Origin of the sequence: Jeotgalibaca sp. A122 (genome assembly GCF_052266715.1) — a bacterium.
Taxonomy (GTDB): Bacteria; Bacillota; Bacilli; order Lactobacillales; family Aerococcaceae; genus Jeotgalibaca.
In genome coordinates, this window is the sequence record NZ_JBQPRB010000002.1 from 266,659 (window position 1) to 285,232 (window position 18,574).

Consider the following 18,574-nt stretch of genomic DNA (forward strand, 5'->3'; position numbering starts at 1 on the left):
CATTCATTGATAGAATATGTGAGTAAATAAACTATGAGAGAAGAGGGATTTGAATGGCAGGACATTCAAAATGGAGTAAGATCAAGAATTCTAAAGGTGCAGCAGATCAACAAAGAGGGAAAGTTTTCCAAAAATTTTCTAAGGAAATCTATATTGCAGCGAAAGAAGGCGGTCCTGATCCCTCATCTAATCCGGCTTTGCGTTTGAAAATCGAAAAAGCAAAAGCGGCAAATATGCCAAATGATAATATCAATCGAGCAATTCAAAAAGCGTCATCTTCTGGGGAAGGTGAAAACTATGAAGAAATCTATTATGAAGGTTATGGGCCTAACGGTGTTGCAGTATTAGTTGAAGCCTTAACAGATAACCGTAACCGTACAGCCACAAATATTCGTGTTGCATTTAATAAAAATGGTGGGGCTCTAGGAGAATCCGGTTCAGTAGCTTATATGTTTGATCGCAAAGGGTATATCGCAATCGAGCGTGAAGGTTTAGACGTTGATGAAGATACAATGTTAATGAGTGTATTGGAAGCAGGTGGTGAAGAACTGGAAACAAGTGAAGATGTATTCGAAATCTATACTGCCCCTTCTGAATTGAATGCAGTTCGTGATGCTTTGGAGTCTGAAGGTTATACTTTGGCGCAAGCCGAATCGACAATGATCCCGCAGACAATGGTTGATATTGATGCTGACAAAGAAACAATGTTCCGCACAATGCTTGAAAAGTTAGAAGAAGACGATGACGTGCAAGAAGTTTATCACAACGCAAATTTAGATGATGAAGAATAACAAAAAGGTTTGGCGAATTTTTTCGCCAAACCTTTTTTTGTACAGATTAACTCTCATATTCCTTATTTTCGATATACTCTGTCATTTTAACTTGATATTCTTCGTCTGAAACAATGTATGAGAACCCTTCACCAACCACATTTTGTACTTCGCTAATAACAACGAAAGCTTTGTCATCAATGTGTGTAATGAGTTTATTCAGAGGCATCAGTTGTTGACGGTTAATCACAACCATAATGACTTTTTTATTATCTTTACGATAATATCCCTCTGCATAGAATAAGGTCATGCCCCGACCAATAATATGTTCAATCTCTTTGGCAATTTCTTCGTGCTTATCGCTCACAATGAATACAGATTTTTTGGGATTGAACCCTTCTAGAATAAAGTTTAGCACTTTGGTTTGTACATATAGATGTACTATCGTCAGCAGCACATTCTCCAAACCAATTATAAAGATGGAAGGTGTCACAATAATGATGTCCAATACTACCAAGGCGATACTTGTACTCCAACCCAAATACTTGTTCATGATTAAAGCGATGATATCAGTTCCTGCTGTTGATCCTCCCGCTTGCATAATGATTCCAACTGAAGCTCCCACTAAAGCTCCGGAACATAACGGTGCCAAAATGATTAAATCCATCTCATAGGACCAGCCATAAGTCAATTGGAGAAAGATAGAAGTCATCAGCATAGAAAAAATTGTTAGTCTCATCGTCATTCTATCCAAGAATCGGTAGCCAATAATTAATATAATGCCGTTTAAAATTAACGTGGTGACAGAAACAGGCAAGCTCGTTAAATAATAAATCATCAATCCAATTCCGGTTACGCCACCTTCACCCAGATTATTGGGAATCGAGAATGTGTTAATAGCAATTGAGAAAATGAAAGCTCCTAGTGTACACCACAAAAGGGAATAAAATATATTTTTTTTCATTCTTCAAAACTCCTTTCTTACATGAATGAATCCATTATAGCCCGAAGCAATCAGTTTTCAGAAAACAAATCCCTTAATGAGAAAAAATTAATTTTTAAAAAAAAGCTTTTTAGCTTTTTTTGCTTATATATATATGAAAGGAGGAATTTAACATTGGAAAAGCAGATTCAAGAAATGCTACGCCTGGCCATGAGAAACGGCATCTCGGATATTCATGTCTTACCAAGCCCCTCTCAGTACGAAGTATTTTTTCGTGTTCCATCTGGACTACAGCGAATGTTTCAAATGCCGTTAGACACTGGATTGCGTTACCTGGCTCATTTTAAATTTTCAGCTAGTATGGATATTGGTGAAAGGCGTAGACCGCAATCTGGATCTTGTCATATTCAGATTGATAGTCAAGTATTGGAATTGAGAATATCGACTATTTCAAATTATTTGTATCAGGAATCAATGGTCTTAAGAATCCTGTATGACCATCACCAACAATCAAATGAAAAAATGCAATTATTTTTTCCAGGTGAATACGATGAACTAGAACGCCTACTCAATCACAAAAGTGGCTTGATTTTATTTTCTGGTCCTGTTGGTTCAGGGAAGACTACCACCATCTATCATTTATTAAGGCAAAAGTATGCGAGTGAACCCATGCAAGTAATCACTATGGAAGATCCCGTTGAGATTAAGGAACCCAAATTCTTACAAGCGGAAGTCAATGAAAAGGCAGGTCTATCGTACGAGGTTTTAATTAAACAATCTCTCAGGCATCATCCCGATATTCTTGTTATTGGAGAAATCAGGGATGTCGAAACTGCCAAAATGGTTATCCGTAGCGCATTAACTGGGCACTTAGTATTAGCGACCATTCATGCTAAATCCTGCGTTGGTGTAATTGAACGCTTATTGGAATTAGGGGTTTCAATGGAGCAATTACGTCAGTCCCTGATTGGGGTGTTATCGCAACGTCTGATTAATAAATTCTGTCCATTATGCGAAGGCGCTTGTTCAATATACTGTCGTCATAATCAAACGACCGAGAAAAAAGCCGTTATGTTTGAAATTTTATCCTCAAAAAATTTAGAATCGACTTTGAAATGTAAGGAGGGGAATCGAGACTTTGCAAAAATGAATGCAAAGTTACGAAAAGCCTATGGTTGTGGTTATATTAGCGAAAAAGACTTTAAAAACCACTATGTTACATAAAAAGTGGTCCTCTAAGATACAGGTGAATTTTTTATTGCAGTTATCAGAATTGTTACACGAAGGTTTTCCTCTGATTGATGGTCTTCATTTTTTACAAATTACAATGGGATCACAAAAAAAAGCAATCAACGCTGTCTCACAACAATTAGAACGAGGTTTTTCTTTCGTTGATGCTATCCAACCATTAGGATTTAACCATAGAATGTTAACCCAACTTCATTTATCTGTTCTAAACGGTAACTTTGTTGAAACATTGAATTTTTGTGCCGAATATATTCAAACAATTGATAAACAACGTCGGATGTTAAAAAAAGTTGCCATTTATCCCTTGTTTCTTGTTTTTATGGCCATTACGATGTTGTTTATTGTTAGACGTTTTATGCTGCCGACCCTCCAGTCAGTAGGGGGGAATGCTAATAACTTGACGCGATTTGTACTTTGGTATTTGAAATACTTACCTCACATTGCATGGGGAACGACGAGCGTCCTGTTTATTACCTTATGTTGTTTTGGATTTTATTGGAAAAAGAAAGACGTATATTATCGCGCGTGCTTTTTGACACAAATCCCCCTAGTTGGTAACTACGTGCGCCTTTATTATTCTTTTTATTTTGCCAGGGAACTCTCCTGCTTTTTGGAGAATGGGCTTTCAGTCAGTCAAATGATTGAAATGATGAAACAATTAAAAACCGATCCTTTGATGGCAGAATTAGCACATAAAATGTCCAATAGTCTTCTTTCAGGGGATACCTTACCTCACTTTATATCAGATACCCTAATTTTCAATCAAGAAATGTCATGGATTATTCACCACGGTGAACTTACTAGTCAAGTGGCTATCAAACTAAAATTTTATTCTGTGACATGCTTTAAAGAATTAATTGAACGGATTGAGAGATTGATTCAAATTGTTCAGCCAGTCATCTTTATGGGGATAGGGCTACTGGTTATACTAATCTATTTAACGTTGATGTTGCCGATGCTAAACATGATGAGAGGAGTCTATTAAAATGAAAGCAATTAAAAATAAACGAGGTTTTACATTGATAGAAATGCTGATTGTGCTGGTAATTGTTTCAGTACTGAGTTTGTTGATTGTTCCAAATATTTCCAAAACAACCGAAAATGTAGATGAGGAAGCTGAGTATGCTTTAACCCGGGTTATTGAGTCACAAGCCAGCATATATAAGTTAGAGAATGGAACCGCCCCAAGTACGCTGGCAGAGTTAGAACAGGGTGGATACCTCACGCAAGAACAGGTTGATAAAGCTGAGATTTGGGCAATTACCATACCGTGAAAAAAGCAGGATTCACTTTGCTCGAAACTCTTACTGTGCTTTTGATTACATCCATAATATTCATGGTTGGTATACAAGTTAAAAGTATTCAAACAGATAATTACGAACTACGTTTTTTTGTTAAAGAATTTATGAGTGAAATCGAAAATGCACAAAATAAGGCGGTCGTCACAGGAAGAGGAGTCATTGTTGAAAGAAAAAAAGAGAATGGAGAAACTATTTATTATTTTTCCCAAGATGACTCAATCAAAATGGGAACTCAAAAACGACTTGTTTTACCTTCATCAGTAACAGCCACTAATTTCAGTTCCTTCTGGATTAAAAGTCATACGGGATACATACCTCCTTCCACCGTCAATTTTTGGAACAATCATTTGAATATCAGAATATCTTTCCAATTTGGATTAGGGAGGATGGAAGTTGAAGAAACTAAAAAATGAAGGTGGTTTCATGTTAGTTGAGAGTTTGGTCAGTTTGAGCATAATCAGTCTCGTGATTGTGACCATGATTCCTGTAATCGCACAAATGATGCAAAAAGTTCAAAATATCCAAAGAGAAGTGGAAGGATGGCGCTATTTCCAGGATAGTGTGATTCTTCATAAAGACCGTGGCGTTATTTCCAGTAGGACTAGTGACGGTTATCAGATGATATGGAGTGGACAAGAAAACAAGCAGCAAATAACGATTTCTTATCCCGAAGGAATAGAGGTGTTATATGTGGAAATATTGCCTTGAATTCAGAAATAACAAAGGATTCACACTCCTAGAAAGCTTGTTTGCGTTGATGGTAAACAGTTTGGTGTTGCTATTGGTGGGAACGACACTGCAGACAATGGTGAAAACAGAAACCGTTATGGAAGATCAAAAACAAAATATTGAGTGGCATATATTTCTAAATCAAGTTGAAAATGATGTTATTGATAAAAAAATGATAAAAGTCGTCCCTTACGAAGTGACCCTAGAGGAAAATCAAACAAAAGATAAAATCACCTACTCGCTTTCAGCTGCAAAAATTAAATGGCTGAGAAACGGCACTGGCTATGTTCCCATGTTAAATAAAGTCAAGGATGTAAAATTTCAGGAAACTGAAAATGGTCTTTCAATAGAATCTCATTTCAAAAATGGTCAAATTTTGAGAGGGTCGATGGCGATTGAAAAGAAAAGGCAATAGAGGCGCAGTCCTCCCAATTGTATTGGTAGCACTCGTTATTACCCAACTTACTTTTTTTAGTGTTATGGAAATATATGAGAATCAAATGGAAACCTATATTCTCTTATCCCAACACTACCAGGCCCAAACTCTACTTTCTATTACGGAAAGTGAATTAAGTGAAAATGATCATGCAAAATTAATTGCATTTAATATCGGTAGGGTACAAATTGAAAAAATCAGTGATAAGAGTTACCTGCTAACCTGCCATCTGCCTTCCGGTTATACTGAAATTAAAACTATAATTATCAACTAACCGTTTGCCAACTGAAAAAAATCAGTTGGCAAACGGTATTTTTCTCCGAAACGTTTAATTCTTTGTTATAATAGATAAGAATGATTTCTGAAATGCAGAAAGGAAGTTGCTGTTTATGAGCAGACTATCAAAATTACAAGCAGTTTTAAAAGAAGAAAAAATGGATGCAATACTGGTGACCAGCCCATATAACCTACGGTATGTTTCCAACTTTACCGGTACTACAGGTCTGGCTGTCGTTACCCAGGATGAAGCATATTTCGTAACGGATTTCCGTTATACAAAACAAGCGGCAGATCAAGCAAGAGGATTTAAAGTGGTTCGCAACCTTGGACCAATATTTAAAGAAGTTGCAAAAATTGTTGAAGATTGCAAAATCGAAACATTAGGCTTCGAGGATGCCTATGTTTCATTCAGAAGTTATGATGAACTGGAATCTTTACTGTCCAGTGACTTAGTTCCGGCTTCAGGTATTATTGAAGAACTCAGAGAAGTTAAAGATGAAGAAGAAATTGCTACTATTAAAGCGGCTTGTGCTATTTCTGATGCAGCATTCACTTATATTCTTGATTTCATCAAACCTGGGGTTTCAGAAATCGAAATTGCCAATAAATTAGATTTCTTTATGCGTGAAAAAGGAGCGACTGGCGTATCTTTCGAAACAATCGTGGCGAGTGGTTACCGTTCTGCAATGCCCCATGGTGTGGCAAGTGATAAATTAATTGAACAAGGTGATTTTGTAACCCTTGACTTTGGTTGTTATTACAAAGGATATGTTTCTGATATGACACGTACAGTTTCTGTGGGTGAACCTGATCCTAAGTTGAAAGAAATTTATGATATTGTTCTTCAAGCACAGTTGAAAGTAAACGCGGAAGCAAAAGCAGGTATGAGCGGTATCGAAGTAGACAGTGTAGCGCGTGATTATATTACGGAAAAAGGTTACGGTGAATACTTCGGCCATTCTAACGGTCATGGTATTGGATTGGAAATTCACGAAGGTCCAAACACGTCACAGAAATCACCCAAAGTATTAGTTCCAAACAACATTATCACCAACGAACCAGGTATTTATATTGAAGGCTTGGGCGGGGTTCGTATCGAAGATGACTTATTAATTACCGAAAATGGGAATGAAGTATTGACATTTTCACCCAAAGAGCTAATTATTGTATAATTCGTAGGTAGAAAGAACGAAAATGTGGTAAAATTAAGCAAAATGATGTCTCAGGAGGATTCAATATGATTTCAGTGAATGATTTTAAAACCGGTCTTACAATCGAAATGGATGGTGGCCTTTGGAAAGTAGTTGACTTCCAACACGTTAAGCCAGGTAAAGGGGCAGCTTTTGTACGTTCTAAATTAAAAAATCTACGTACTGGTGCTGTTCAAGAAAAAACTTTCCGTGCTGGCGAAAAAGTTGGGCGTGCTCACATTTCTAACCGTAAAATGCAATATTTATACGAATCTGGCGGTTCTTATGTTTTCATGGATACTGAAAACTATGAACAAGTTGAATTGCAAGCCGCACAACTTGAGCACGAACTAAACTACTTGTTGGAAAACATGGAAGTACATATTATTATGTATGAAACAGAAACATTAGGTGTGACATTACCTAATACCGTTACATTGACAGTTGAAGAAACTGAGCCAGGAATCAAAGGAGATACAGCTTCAGGTGGTTCAAAACCAGCTAAAATGGAAACCGGATTATATGTTAACGTCCCTTTCTTTGTAAATGCAGGAGACAAACTTGTTATCAACACTGAGGATGGTTCATACGTATCACGTGGATAATAATGACTGAAGAGGGGTTGAAGAGTGTGGAAGAAGTAAACATTCTTTTAGAAGAAAAAAATAAAGGCCTTGGTACGATTGAAATTGCACCTGAAGTACTGGAAATCATTTCTGGCATTACGGTAAATGAAATCGACGGTGTCTATGCGATGCAAGGTTCATTCAAGAGTGGGGTAAACGAATTATTAGGACGCTCCTCACACAATAAAGGCATTCATTTGAATAATACTGAAGATGGATTGTCCATTGATGTGTATTGCTACTTAAAATACGGGGTCTCCGTGCCAAAAGTAGCTCTTGAAATGCAAACAAAAATTAAAGAACAAATCTTATTCATGAGTGATTTAGACATTGCGATTGTCAACGTTCATGTAGTTGGTCTGGTTACGCCTAGAGAAGTTGAAAAACATCAAGCGGCCCTAGCCAAAGGATTGGAGGAGCAAGCGTGAGCTTTCCTTCATTAAATCGGCACCAAATTAGAGAAAAAGCATTACAGGCGATTTTCCAAATTCGATCAAACGCGGAATTAGACCGCGAAGAAGCAATTTCGATGGCACTTCTTAGCGATTCAGAAGAAGCAAGCGATGAATTTGTCATTCCAGAATATCCTTATTTAGATGAGTTGGTAAACGGTGTATTAGACAATGAAGCAGCGATTAATGAGGCAATTCAGCCCTTTTTAAAGAAATGGACTATGAACCGCCTGGCAAAAGCTGATGTCATTATTTTACAGATTGCGACCTATGAAATGGTTTTTTCCAAAAACACTGATGTTCCACAAACAGTTGCTTTGAACGAAGCGATAGAACTAGCTAAGCAGTATTGCGATGACAGTTCACGTAAATTCATAAATGCAGTTCTTTCAAATTTACTTAAAGAAATCCAAAACCCTTAATGAGTAAAATCATTAGGGTTTTTCTTTTGATTAAGGTGCTTTGGTAGTTCTCCCCATTATGATAGAATAAAGAAAAAACTCAGGATGTGGTAACTTTATGGAAACAAAAATATTAGATGGCAAAAAATTAGCACAACAAATGCAAGCTGATATGAAAAATCGCGTGGACCGTTTACGGGAGCAGGGTAAAATTCCTGGGTTAACAGTTATTTTAGTTGGTGAAGATAAAGCCAGTCAAGTTTATGTAAGAAATAAGGAAAAGCAAGCTAATACAGTAGGTATAAAATCAGAAGTGATTCGCTTACCCGAATCAATAGGCGAGCAAGAATTGCTCGATCAAATAGAGTTATTAAATAGGGATGAGACTGTCCACGGAATATTGGTTCAATTACCACTTCCAAAACATATCGATGAGCAAAAAGTTCTACGCACCATTCATTATTCCAAAGATGTCGATGGTTTCCATCCGATGAATATGGGAAATTTTCTATTAGGTAATGACAGTACGTTGCCATGTACGCCTTATGGAATAATGAAGTTGCTGGAAGCTTATGATATCTCTATAGAAGGTAAAAATGCTTTAATCATAGGTAGGAGCAACATTGTTGGAAAACCAATGGCGTTGATGTTAATGCAGAAAAATGCGACCATCACCATCGCCCATTCAAGAACTGAAAACCTGAAAGAATTGGCACAACAAGCGGATATCCTTGTAGCGGCTATTGGGCGAGGTCATATGATAACGGGAGAATTTATTAAACCAGGTGCCGTTGTCGTTGATGTGGGAATGAACCGAAGTGCTGAGGGTAAGCTTATTGGGGACGTAGATACAGACTCTGTCAAGGGTATTGCGAGTTTCGTAACACCCGTACCAGGGGGAGTTGGACCGATGACCATTACCATGTTATTGGACCAAACAATAAATAAAGTAGAAACAGACTGAGGTGGTTAAGTGAGCACCCAACAATATTTAACGGTAACAGCTCTAACAAAATACATAAAGCGTAAATTTGATGCTGATCCCTATCTAGAACGGGTTTTTTTAACGGGTGAAGTTTCTAACTATAGAAAACGGCCGAATCACCAATATTTTAGTATCAAAGATGATAACTCTGTTATAGCAGCAGTCATGTATCGGGGAGAATTTAACCGACTCAAGTTCAAGCTTGAGGATGGCATGAAAGTTTTGGTCATCGGTCGGGTAAATGTTTATGAACCAAGCGGAAGCTACAATATAGTCGTTGAACATATGGAGCCCGATGGCATCGGCGCCTTATATCAAGCTTATTCAGAATTAAAAGAGAGACTGTCCAAAGAAGGATTGTTCAGTCGCCCGAAAAAAACTTTACCAAAATATCCAAAAAAAATAGCAATAGTAACAAGCCAGAGTGGGGCAGTCATTAAAGATATCATGACTACGATTAAAAGACGTTATCCCATTGTCCAATTAGTTCTTTATCCAACAGTTGTTCAAGGAAAAGACTCTGCCCAGAGCATTGTTACGAACTTAAAACGGATTAATGAAACGGAAGATTTTGATTTGGCAATTATCGGACGTGGTGGGGGTTCCATTGAAGATTTATGGTCTTTTAATGAAGAAGCGGTCATCAGACAAATAGTTGCCATGAATATTCCAATTATTTCTTCAGTTGGCCATGAAACGGATACAACACTTTCTGACTTGGCGGCTGATGTACGAGCAGCGACACCGACAGCTGCAGCAGAATTATCCGTTCCCGTATTGGCAGAAGTGCTCTTATCTATTCAAAAAGAAGAACAGCGCCTCTATCAAGTGATGCGTAATAAAGTAGCCATCGGAAGTGAAAAATTAAATCGCCTCATGCACTCCTATGTTTTCAGGCAACCAAAGCGTTTGTATGAAGGGCATTTGATGAGGGTAGATCAATTAACTTCCAATCTTCAAACAGTTGCCATGAAAATGATGGAACAGCAAACCCATAACCATCACCGTCTCGAACTGCAATTGAGAAATGTAAATCCACTCAATCAAGTTCGCATCTTAATAGAAACCTGGAAAAATGCGGATGAGGATTTGCATGAAACGATGTTGCGTTATATGGATAAACAAAAACAAGAGCTTTCCCAAAAAATGGTTTCCCTTGATATGTTAAGCCCCCTAAAAATCATGAACCGTGGATATGCATACATCCAGGATGAGAATGGTATTTTAAAATCCGTTGATGATGCAAAATTAAATCAAACTGTAGAGATCCACTTGCTCGACGGAAACTTGAAAGCTAAAATCATTGAAATCAAGGAGAATGAACATGACTGATAAAGAATTAAATGGACTCACTTTTGAAGATGCCATGGCGAAATTGGAAGCCATTGTTACAAAGTTAGAATCTGGCGATGTACCGTTAGAAGATGCGTTATCAAATTTTCAAGAGGGAATGGTCTTAAGCAAATATTGTCAAGATACCCTAAATAATGCTGAACGGACATTGACTAAAATGATCTCTCCTGACGGGGATATCCAGGATTTAGAGACTTTGGAATAATCAGAAATGGGTGAAATAATGGAAAAGGAATTAAAAAAATATATGCTGGAATTTGAAGAGTATATGGAAGGAAATTTAAATCGCTATGCGAATGATTCTGATACTCTCAAATCGGCCATGACCTATGCACTTTCTACAGGTGGAAAAAGGTTCCGCCCTATGTTGCTCTTGGCTGTTGTTCAATTCGGTAACGGGGATATGACTCAAGCTTTTCCGGTAGCAGCGGCATTAGAATGGATTCATACTTATTCATTAATTCATGATGATTTACCTGCGATGGATAATGACGACTATCGCAGAGGAAAGCTTACGACCCATAAAAAATTTAATGAAGCGATAGCTATTTTAGCGGGTGATGCAATGCTGACTACCGCCTTCACGATGATTTTGGATCATGAAGAGTTGCCGCTCAATAAAAGGGTCCAACTTGCAAAAAATTTGGCGGTCGCAGCTGGTCCTAAAGGAATGGTATCTGGACAAATGGCGGATATCGAAGGCGAAAGCAAAGAGTTAACATTGGAAGAATTACAAGCAATCCATCGTCAAAAAACGGGTGCCTTGATTGAATATGCGATTTCTGCCGGTAGCCTCATTGCGGATATACCGGTAAATGCATCCATCTCACTTTTGAGTTATGCAAAACATTTAGGATTAGCCTATCAAATTCATAATGATTTAAAAGATGTTGTTTATGATTCTGACCAATCCGGAAAAAAAGCAGGCCAAGACGCTGAATTAGGGAAAAATACGTATCCTTCGTTATTAGGGTTGGAACCTGCCCTAAAACAATTGGAAGGCGAAATCGAGGCTGCAGAAAAAGAAATTAATAATTTAGCGCGTTCGCTTGAATCTGGAACATACAATTTAGAAAGTTTGAATATATTACTCCAGATGATGGATTATGTCAGGATTGAAATGGGAGCATAAAAGATGGAAAAAGAACGGATTGATTTATTAGTAGTGCAACAAGGACTTACTGATTCACGCGAAAAAGCAAAGCGAATGATTATGGCAGGCCAAATTTATGACCAAAACAATTTACGTTATGATAAACCCGGTGAAAAGGTACCAGTCATTACCCAACTGCACATAAAAGGGGAAACGTTAAAGTATGTGAGTCGTGGGGGATTGAAACTAGAAAAAGCACTTGATGTTTTTGATATCTCGCTAGAGGGAATCATCGTATTGGATATTGGCTCGTCTACAGGCGGTTTTACTGATGTAGCGCTACAAAATGGCGCTTCTCATTGTTATGCACTTGATGTAGGAACAAACCAACTCGATTGGAAAATCAGAAATGATGAACGTGTCACAACAATGGAACAAACTAATTTCCGCTATAGTAAACTGGAAGATTTTAAAGAAGGGCAACCGGGCTTTGCCTGTATGGACGTATCTTTCATTTCATTAAAACTGATTCTTCCCGTCTTAAAGACAATTCTAAAACCTGGTGGTTCAGCCGTAGCTTTGATTAAACCGCAATTTGAAGCTGGAAAAGAAAAAGTCGGGAAAAAAGGGATTGTTTCTGATCCGAGCGTTCATAAACAAGTACTGGAAGAAATACTTGCATTTGCAAATTTGACAGGCTTTGATGTAGCTGGCCTGGATTTTTCTCCTATTACCGGAGGAACAGGGAATATAGAGTTCTTGGCTCATTTAGTAGCGACAGAAGATAGTGCTCTGGGGACGACCTCTGGAGAAGTTTCTATAGACGCTGTTATCGAGGATGCGCATGAGCAACTAAAAAATAAAACCATTCGGCTTCACTGATACGTAAGGAGAATTGACATGTTGCAAGAACTAGCAATAAAAAATTTCGCAATTATCGATAACCTAACAATTAGTTTTGATGGTGGAATGACCGTACTTACAGGTGAGACGGGTGCCGGTAAATCCATTATTATTGATGCTGTTGGTTTATTGGCAGGTGGAAGAGCAAGTTCAGATTTAATACGTCATGGGGAGAATAAGACAGTTGTGCAAGGCTTATTTGAAATGCCCTCAACACCCATACTTGCTCGCTTGATGGAAGAATATGGTATAACCCCTGACCCCGACCAAGTCATTCTCCAACGAGAACTCAGCGTTAGCGGAAAAAATGTTACGCGTGTAAATGGGACCATTGTCACTGTTGCTGTTTTACGAGAAATTGCCGGTTATCTCATTGATATACATGGGCAAAATGAACATCAAGAATTAATGAATCCGCAGAAACATTTGTATTTACTGGATCAGTTTGGAGACGCATCACTTCAAAAGCTAGTGAATGATTATGACAATTTGTACAGGGAATTCCAGCAAATCCAAAGTGAACGTTCAAATTTAATGGTGGATGAACAACAAAATATTCAAAGAATCGATCTTTTGACCTTTCAGATAAATGAAATTGAACAAGCAAATTTACAAGATGATAATGAAGAAACAACCTTGTTAGAAGAACGTACATTATTGGCGAATTACCAGAGAATTTTGCAGGGGTTGACTACTTTATATGCAGTCCTTCAAGGCGAAGAGGGTAATGCTATCGATCAAGTGGGATTAGGTCTAGAAGCGATCCAACGGATAGAAACATTTGGACAAAGTTACCAAGAATTGGCTACCAGTGTATCTGAGGCCTATTTTCAACTCCAGGATGTTGCGACCACGACCCGTAATGAAATCGATGAAATGAGTTATGACGAAGGTCGTCTTAATGAGATTGAACTGCGGCTGGAAACATTGAAGCAATTGCGACGTAAATATGGTGAATCAATTACTGAGATAAAATCATATTATGAATCCATACAAGTGGAACTGGACATGATCTCAAATAAGGAAAGTTATTTGGAAAAGTTACAGAAACGCTTTGATACTGCGTATACACAACTAGTTGAGACGGGTCAGTTATTAACTGAAAAGCGTCGAGAGATAGCCCGTAAATTAGAGTTGGAAGTCCAAAACCAGCTAAAAGCACTCTATATGGAAAAAGCAACTTTCCAAGTTGTGTTTGACTCCCAACAAAACATCCGACCGCATGGTCTCCATGCCCTGGAATTCTATATTGCGCCTAATGTTGGTGAACCGCCAAAACCATTGGCAAAAATAGCCAGTGGGGGAGAAATGTCCCGTATGATGTTAGCCATGAAAACTATTTTCACGCAAACACAAGGTATTACCAGCATTATTTTCGATGAGGTGGATACAGGTGTCAGCGGAAGAGTTGCTCAAGCTATCGCTAATAAAATCCATGCTGTATCCAAGCACTCGCAAGTTCTTTGTATTACACATTTAGCCCAAGTAGCAGCCATAAGTGACCACCACTTTTTCATTGAAAAAGAAGTCAGCAACGAACGGACATATACGCATGTTGAAAAAATTTCCGGCGAAAAACGAACGACTGAAATCGCCAGAATGTTAGCGGGGACCGAGATTACAGATTTGTCTATTGCTCACGCTGAAGAATTGCTGGATTTAGCAAAGAAGGAAAAGTGAGGAGAGCGTGATTATGCGGACACATATTTTGGGGCATCGCGGCAGTAAGGGAACGGCACCTGAAAACACTTTGATTTCATTTAAACAAGCCTTGGAAACCGGATGTGACGGTATCGAGTTGGATGTTCATCTATCCAAAGATAAAGTTCCCGTTGTCATACATGATGAATCTGTTGATCGGACGACAAATGGGAAGGGCTTAGTCCAATCATTCACGGTCGAAGAATTGAAAAAATTGGATGCGGGACGCTGGTTCAAGAAAAAATTCGCGGATGAACAAATCCCCACGCTCGAAGAAGTATTACTTTTTTTGAAACATGAACATTTTGACGGAATATTGAATATAGAATTAAAGACTGATCAGATTGATTATCAAGACATAGAGCTTATTGTGTTAAATTTGGTAGAGACTATCCAGCCGACGTACAAGATTATCTATTCCAGTTTTAATTATGATACATTAGAAAGGCTTTTAGCGATTAATCCCCAGGCAGAATTTGGCATTTTATTCGGTAAGCAAGGTTTGGAAGCCAAGCGCTTGTCAAATGGTATTCCTGTTCAATCCTGGCATGGTCGTTTTACGCTAATAAACCGGATGATTCGTTCCAATACCGATAATTTCCCCTTGCGTCTATGGACAGTTAATAGCCTTTTTGATTTGGGTTACTGCTTAAGTAAAAATGTGGATACGATTATTACCGATTATCCGGGTAGGGCAATGAAAGTGAGGAAACAAATTCAAGGTGAGTAATAAACCAAAAATTATTGTAATCATGGGACCAACTGCCGTTGGTAAGACAGCTCTTAGTATTTCACTGGCTAAAAAATTCAATGGTGAAATCGTTAATGGCGATTCCTTGCAGGTATACCGCCAATTGGATATTGGTACGGCGAAAGTAACAAAAGAAGAAATGGCGGGTATTCCCCATCATTTAATAGATATCGTTGATGTCCACGAACCCTATAATGCGAGTGACTTTAAAAAAGCAGCTGAGCAAGCTATCCAGCTTATCTTGGAAAAAGGGAAGCTCCCGATTATTGTAGGCGGATCAGGGTTATATATACAGGGATTGTTAAATGACATGCATTTTGGAAATGCGGGTGAAGATTTAGTGTATCGTGGCATGCTGGAGGAATATTTAAAAGACGCTGGTGCTCAAGCATTATGGCAGAAATTAAACGAAGTTGACCCTACAGCAGCTGAAAATATCCATCCTAATAATTCAAGACGAGTTATCCGTGCGTTGGAAGCCATCCACGTAAGTGGGGTTTTATTTTCTGAACAGGAAGATATTTCTCAGGAACCAAAATTTGAGGCGCTATTAATTGCTTTAAATTGTGAACGGGAAGTCTTGTATGACCGTATTAATAGACGCGTGGACATGATGGTTGAAGCTGGAGTGCTCGATGAGGCCCGTTTATTGCATGGATTGGCTGATAAAGAAATGAATCAAGCACATAAAGGAATCGGCTATAAAGAATGGTTCCCATATCTAGATGGCAGGATTGCTTTTGAAGAAGCAATAGCAAGTGTCAAACAAAATTCCCGTCGTTACGCCAAACGTCAGCTGACTTGGTTTCGCAATCGGATGAAAAACGTTCACTGGTTCGACGTGACCGATCAAAGCTATTTAAAAGAAGTACAGCAACTAACTGAAGCATTTAGAAAGGAGGAAACACCATCGAAACAGCAAACGAAAGAGAAAAAGTTATTTTAGTGAGTGTTCAAACAAGACAAAGTGATGATTTATTTGAGTATGAATTAGAAGAATTAAAAAGATTGACTGAAACGGCTCAAGGGGAAGTTGTGGCTGTTTTAACTCAAAAAAAGGACAGCATCGATTCAAAAACTGTCATTGGTAAAGGAAAGATGGAGGAGCTAAGCCACCTGGTAGAAGAATTACAACCGTCAACGGTCATCTTCGAACAGGAGCTTTCTCCTAGACATATGCGTAATATCCAGGATGTAATTGACTGTAAAGTTATCGACCGCATCCAATTAATACTGGATATTTTTGCCATGCGGGCAAAAAGTAAAGAAGGGAAGTTACAAGTTTCCCTTGCGCAATTGAATTATTTGTTACCTCGTTTAACCGGGCAAGGGATTAATATGTCCCGTCTTGGTGGTGGTATAGGCACGAGAGGACCTGGTGAAACGCAATTAGAGACCGACCGTCGTCATATCAATCGTCAAATAACCGAAATCAAGAAAAGTCTCGCAGAAACAGAGGAGCACCGTAAACGTTCACGTGAAAAAAGAAAAGAAGGTCATGTTTTCCAAATTGGTTTAATAGGGTACACGAACGCAGGTAAATCAACCTTGCTAAATCGTTTAACTGACGCCGATACTTTTGAGGAAAACTTGCTATTTGCTACCTTGGACCCACTAACACGCAAAATGACATTTCCCAATCAATTTCAGGCTACACTTACAGATACGGTAGGGTTTGTCCAAAATTTGCCCACACAGTTGGTTCATGCGTTTAGGTCCACGCTAGAGGAAAGTAAGAGTGTTGACTTGTTGTTGCATGTGGTCGATTGCTCACAAGAGTTTGTAGAGCAGCAGGAAGAAACAGTAATGGGCCTAATCCGGGATCTTGATATGGAAGAAATTCCGGTGATTACTGTCTACAATAAAAAGGATGCTATGCATCCAGACTTCATACCGCATCTACAACCAAATATTGTCATATCAGCATTGGATGCAGAAGATATTGACCGCCTGAAAAGTTTTTTATGGGAAGAAGTTAAAAAATTACTTGTTCCCTATACAAAAACAGTCTCTTTATTGGATGGCGGATCAAAGCTGAATCAAATTCAGCAAGAAACATTCGTTGAATCAATCGATTTGAATGAAGAAACAAATGAATATGTAGTTACAGGTTATGCGAAAGCTAATTCAAAATGGTTAGGAGACAAACGTTTAAATGAGTAGTACTGAAATTAGTCTTATTGATGAAATAGTAGAAAAAGTAGACTTGCAAATTCAACCGATTTTTAACCGGATTCAAAAAATAGCCCTTAAAAATCAAAAAAAAGTTTTGGATGGTTTCCGAAAATGTAATGTCAGCGATTATCATTTCAATCCTAGTACGGGTTATGGATACGATGACATGGGGCGCGACACATTGGAAGAATTGTACGCGGATATATTTAAAGGAGAAGCCGCCATTGTTCGGCCACAAATCATTTCAGGGACACATGCTATTTCAACTGCCTTATTAGGCGTATTACGACCAGGTGATGAATTGATGTATGTGACAGGTCAGCCTTACGACACCCTCTTGGATATTGTGGGCGTCACAGGAAATGGCATTGGCTCCTTAAAAGAATTTAATATCGGTTACCAACACATCGATTTATTGGAAGATGGCAGCGTTGACTTTAATACTGTTCTGGATCGTGTTTCTGATAAAACTAAAATAATTGGTATTCAGCGTTCTCGTGGTTATGCCAATCGACCGTCTTTTACCATTGATGAGATTGAAAATATAATTTCAACAATTAAACCTCACGTTCCAAATGCTATATTCTTCGTTGATAATTGCTATGGTGAATTCGTGGAAACACGGGAACCTTTGGAAGTTGGGGCGGATTTGATAGCAGGTTCACTTATTAAGAATCCTGGCGGTGGAATTGTCAAAATGGGCGGTTATCTAGTGGGTAATGAGGACTTAATCGAGAAGTGTGCTTATCGCCTTACAACGCCAGGAATAGGGCGTGAAGCGGGTGCTTCATTATATAGCTTATTGGAAATGTACCAAGGGCTATTCTTGGCTCCTCACGTTGTTGGTGAGGCGGTTAAAGGGGCAGTTTATACTGCTGCAATGCTCGAAAAATTTGGAGTGGAATCGACACCTAAATGGGATGATCCACGTACGGACCTCATCCAAATGGTTGCTTTACCAGCTAAAGAGCAAATGATTCAATTTGCTCAAGTGATACAGAAATATTCTCCCGTTGATTCAAATGTTACGCCCATACCTGCACCGATGCCGGGATATGAGGATCAAGTCATTATGGCGGCAGGGACGTTCATTCAAGGTGCAAGTATTGAATTATCAGCAGACGGACCTATTCGTCCCCCTTATTTATTGTATATTCAAGGTGGGCTGACATTTGAACATGTCAAATTGGCAGTAACCCAAGCGGTAGAAGAAGTTTTCGTCGCCAAACTATAATATA

At 38.5% G+C, this 18,574-nt stretch carries 23 protein-coding genes; 22 read left to right on the forward strand and 1 reads right to left on the reverse strand.

The genetic code is table 11. From position 1 onward, the window contains the following. Nucleotides 1–53: 53 nt before the first annotated feature. Nucleotides 54–791, forward strand: a complete 738-nt coding sequence (locus tag ACTU7M_RS03895) for a YebC/PmpR family DNA-binding transcriptional regulator (RefSeq protein WP_443473061.1) — start codon at nt 54–56, stop codon at nt 789–791. A 46-nt stretch (nt 792–837) separates the two neighbouring features. Here the strand turns inward: ACTU7M_RS03895 and ACTU7M_RS03900 are convergent, their stop codons facing one another. Beyond that, complete coding sequence (locus ACTU7M_RS03900) at nt 838–1,734, reverse strand: YitT family protein (RefSeq protein ID WP_443473062.1); 897 nt, start codon at nt 1,732–1,734, stop codon at nt 838–840. A gap of 153 nt (nt 1,735–1,887) precedes the next feature. Between ACTU7M_RS03900 and comGA the strand changes: the two genes are divergently transcribed. The 21 genes from comGA (at nt 1,888) to ACTU7M_RS04005 (ending at nt 18,570) form a co-directional block, all read left to right on the forward strand. Next, nucleotides 1,888–2,937 carry a competence type IV pilus ATPase ComGA gene (gene comGA / locus ACTU7M_RS03905; protein WP_443473063.1) on the forward strand — a complete coding sequence of 350 codons (1,050 nt, stop codon included), beginning with the start codon at nt 1,888–1,890 and terminating at the stop codon, nt 2,935–2,937. Continuing rightward, nucleotides 2,891–3,946: a competence type IV pilus assembly protein ComGB gene (gene comGB, locus ACTU7M_RS03910; RefSeq protein WP_443473064.1), complete on the forward strand. Its 1,056-nt coding sequence runs from the start codon at nt 2,891–2,893 to the stop codon at nt 3,944–3,946. The genes comGA and comGB overlap by 47 nt, the downstream gene beginning before the upstream one ends. Nucleotide 3,947: 1 nt before the next feature. Next, the gene (gene comGC, locus ACTU7M_RS03915) at nt 3,948–4,235 is read left to right on the forward strand and encodes a competence type IV pilus major pilin ComGC (RefSeq protein ID WP_443473065.1); all 288 of its coding nucleotides are present in this window, start codon (nt 3,948–3,950) and stop codon (nt 4,233–4,235) included. Then, the gene (locus ACTU7M_RS03920; RefSeq protein ID WP_443473066.1) at nt 4,232–4,675 is read left to right on the forward strand and encodes a prepilin-type N-terminal cleavage/methylation domain-containing protein; all 444 of its coding nucleotides are present in this window, start codon (nt 4,232–4,234) and stop codon (nt 4,673–4,675) included. The genes comGC and ACTU7M_RS03920 overlap by 4 nt, the downstream gene beginning before the upstream one ends. Continuing rightward, a complete protein-coding gene (locus tag ACTU7M_RS03925; protein ID WP_443473067.1) occupies nt 4,656–4,970 on the forward strand; it encodes a hypothetical protein in 315 nt (104 codons plus the stop codon). Before ACTU7M_RS03920 ends, ACTU7M_RS03925 begins: the two co-directional genes overlap by 20 nt. Then, nucleotides 4,951–5,406: a competence type IV pilus minor pilin ComGF gene (gene comGF / locus ACTU7M_RS03930; RefSeq protein ID WP_443473068.1), complete on the forward strand. Its 456-nt coding sequence runs from the start codon at nt 4,951–4,953 to the stop codon at nt 5,404–5,406. The genes ACTU7M_RS03925 and comGF overlap by 20 nt, the downstream gene beginning before the upstream one ends. Beyond that, entirely contained in the window at nt 5,387–5,701 is a 315-nt protein-coding gene (locus tag ACTU7M_RS03935; RefSeq protein WP_443473069.1) for a hypothetical protein, read from the forward strand. The genes comGF and ACTU7M_RS03935 overlap by 20 nt, the downstream gene beginning before the upstream one ends. A gap of 115 nt (nt 5,702–5,816) precedes the next feature. Next, nucleotides 5,817–6,878, forward strand: coding sequence for a M24 family metallopeptidase (locus ACTU7M_RS03940; protein WP_443473070.1), 1,062 nt, complete (start codon nt 5,817–5,819; stop codon nt 6,876–6,878). Between the two features lie 65 nt (nt 6,879–6,943). Further along, complete coding sequence (gene efp, locus ACTU7M_RS03945; RefSeq protein WP_443473071.1) at nt 6,944–7,501, forward strand: elongation factor P; 558 nt, start codon at nt 6,944–6,946, stop codon at nt 7,499–7,501. A gap of 26 nt (nt 7,502–7,527) precedes the next feature. Further along, nucleotides 7,528–7,950 carry an Asp23/Gls24 family envelope stress response protein gene (locus tag ACTU7M_RS03950; protein WP_443473072.1) on the forward strand — a complete coding sequence of 141 codons (423 nt, stop codon included), beginning with the start codon at nt 7,528–7,530 and terminating at the stop codon, nt 7,948–7,950. After that, a complete protein-coding gene (gene nusB / locus ACTU7M_RS03955; protein WP_443473073.1) occupies nt 7,947–8,396 on the forward strand; it encodes a transcription antitermination factor NusB in 450 nt (149 codons plus the stop codon). Before ACTU7M_RS03950 ends, nusB begins: the two co-directional genes overlap by 4 nt. Before the next feature lie 97 nt (nt 8,397–8,493). Then, nucleotides 8,494–9,339 carry a bifunctional methylenetetrahydrofolate dehydrogenase/methenyltetrahydrofolate cyclohydrolase FolD gene (folD, locus tag ACTU7M_RS03960; protein WP_443473074.1) on the forward strand — a complete coding sequence of 282 codons (846 nt, stop codon included), beginning with the start codon at nt 8,494–8,496 and terminating at the stop codon, nt 9,337–9,339. A gap of 9 nt (nt 9,340–9,348) precedes the next feature. Beyond that, complete coding sequence (gene xseA, locus ACTU7M_RS03965; protein WP_443473075.1) at nt 9,349–10,692, forward strand: exodeoxyribonuclease VII large subunit; 1,344 nt, start codon at nt 9,349–9,351, stop codon at nt 10,690–10,692. Continuing rightward, a complete protein-coding gene (locus tag ACTU7M_RS03970; protein WP_443473076.1) occupies nt 10,685–10,918 on the forward strand; it encodes an exodeoxyribonuclease VII small subunit in 234 nt (77 codons plus the stop codon). The genes xseA and ACTU7M_RS03970 overlap by 8 nt, the downstream gene beginning before the upstream one ends. 18 nt (nt 10,919–10,936) lie before the next feature. Further along, entirely contained in the window at nt 10,937–11,845 is a 909-nt protein-coding gene (locus ACTU7M_RS03975) for a polyprenyl synthetase family protein (protein WP_443473077.1), read from the forward strand. Nucleotides 11,846–11,848: 3 nt separating this feature from the next. Beyond that, on the forward strand, nt 11,849–12,688 hold the full coding sequence (locus tag ACTU7M_RS03980; RefSeq protein WP_443473078.1) for a TlyA family RNA methyltransferase: 840 nt from the start codon (nt 11,849–11,851) through the stop codon (nt 12,686–12,688). 18 nt (nt 12,689–12,706) lie between these two features. Next, nucleotides 12,707–14,389 carry a DNA repair protein RecN gene (recN, locus tag ACTU7M_RS03985; protein WP_443473079.1) on the forward strand — a complete coding sequence of 561 codons (1,683 nt, stop codon included), beginning with the start codon at nt 12,707–12,709 and terminating at the stop codon, nt 14,387–14,389. 13 nt (nt 14,390–14,402) lie between these two features. Continuing rightward, complete coding sequence (locus ACTU7M_RS03990) at nt 14,403–15,140, forward strand: glycerophosphodiester phosphodiesterase (protein ID WP_443473080.1); 738 nt, start codon at nt 14,403–14,405, stop codon at nt 15,138–15,140. Then, nucleotides 15,133–16,107, forward strand: a complete 975-nt coding sequence (gene miaA / locus ACTU7M_RS03995; RefSeq protein WP_443473081.1) for a tRNA (adenosine(37)-N6)-dimethylallyltransferase MiaA — start codon at nt 15,133–15,135, stop codon at nt 16,105–16,107. The genes ACTU7M_RS03990 and miaA overlap by 8 nt, the downstream gene beginning before the upstream one ends. Next, entirely contained in the window at nt 16,107–17,324 is a 1,218-nt protein-coding gene (hflX, locus tag ACTU7M_RS04000) for a GTPase HflX (protein ID WP_443473082.1), read from the forward strand. Before miaA ends, hflX begins: the two co-directional genes overlap by 1 nt. Continuing rightward, nucleotides 17,317–18,570: a methionine gamma-lyase family protein gene (locus tag ACTU7M_RS04005; RefSeq protein WP_443473083.1), complete on the forward strand. Its 1,254-nt coding sequence runs from the start codon at nt 17,317–17,319 to the stop codon at nt 18,568–18,570. The genes hflX and ACTU7M_RS04005 overlap by 8 nt, the downstream gene beginning before the upstream one ends. The last annotated feature ends 4 nt before the right edge of the window (nt 18,571–18,574 follow it).

Bases quoted from the DNA above. Each gene is read 5' to 3' on its own strand.
- ACTU7M_RS03895 (WP_443473061.1), top strand. From the start codon at position 54: ATGGCAGGACATTCAAAATGGAGTAAGATCAAGAATTCTAAAGGTGCA.
- ACTU7M_RS03900 (WP_443473062.1), bottom strand. From the start codon at position 1,734: ATGAAAAAAAATATATTTTATTCCCTTTTGTGGTGTACACTAGGAGCT.
- comGC (WP_443473065.1), top strand. From the start codon at position 3,948: ATGAAAGCAATTAAAAATAAACGAGGTTTTACATTGATAGAAATGCTG.
- comGF (WP_443473068.1), top strand. From the start codon at position 4,951: ATGTGGAAATATTGCCTTGAATTCAGAAATAACAAAGGATTCACACTC.
- ACTU7M_RS03940 (WP_443473070.1), top strand. From the start codon at position 5,817: ATGAGCAGACTATCAAAATTACAAGCAGTTTTAAAAGAAGAAAAAATG.
- efp (WP_443473071.1), top strand. From the start codon at position 6,944: ATGATTTCAGTGAATGATTTTAAAACCGGTCTTACAATCGAAATGGAT.
- folD (WP_443473074.1), top strand. From the start codon at position 8,494: ATGGAAACAAAAATATTAGATGGCAAAAAATTAGCACAACAAATGCAA.
- ACTU7M_RS03970 (WP_443473076.1), top strand. From the start codon at position 10,685: ATGACTGATAAAGAATTAAATGGACTCACTTTTGAAGATGCCATGGCG.
- ACTU7M_RS03975 (WP_443473077.1), top strand. From the start codon at position 10,937: ATGGAAAAGGAATTAAAAAAATATATGCTGGAATTTGAAGAGTATATG.
- ACTU7M_RS03980 (WP_443473078.1), top strand. From the start codon at position 11,849: ATGGAAAAAGAACGGATTGATTTATTAGTAGTGCAACAAGGACTTACT.
- recN (WP_443473079.1), top strand. From the start codon at position 12,707: ATGTTGCAAGAACTAGCAATAAAAAATTTCGCAATTATCGATAACCTA.
- ACTU7M_RS03990 (WP_443473080.1), top strand. From the start codon at position 14,403: ATGCGGACACATATTTTGGGGCATCGCGGCAGTAAGGGAACGGCACCT.
- ACTU7M_RS04005 (WP_443473083.1), top strand. From the start codon at position 17,317: ATGAGTAGTACTGAAATTAGTCTTATTGATGAAATAGTAGAAAAAGTA.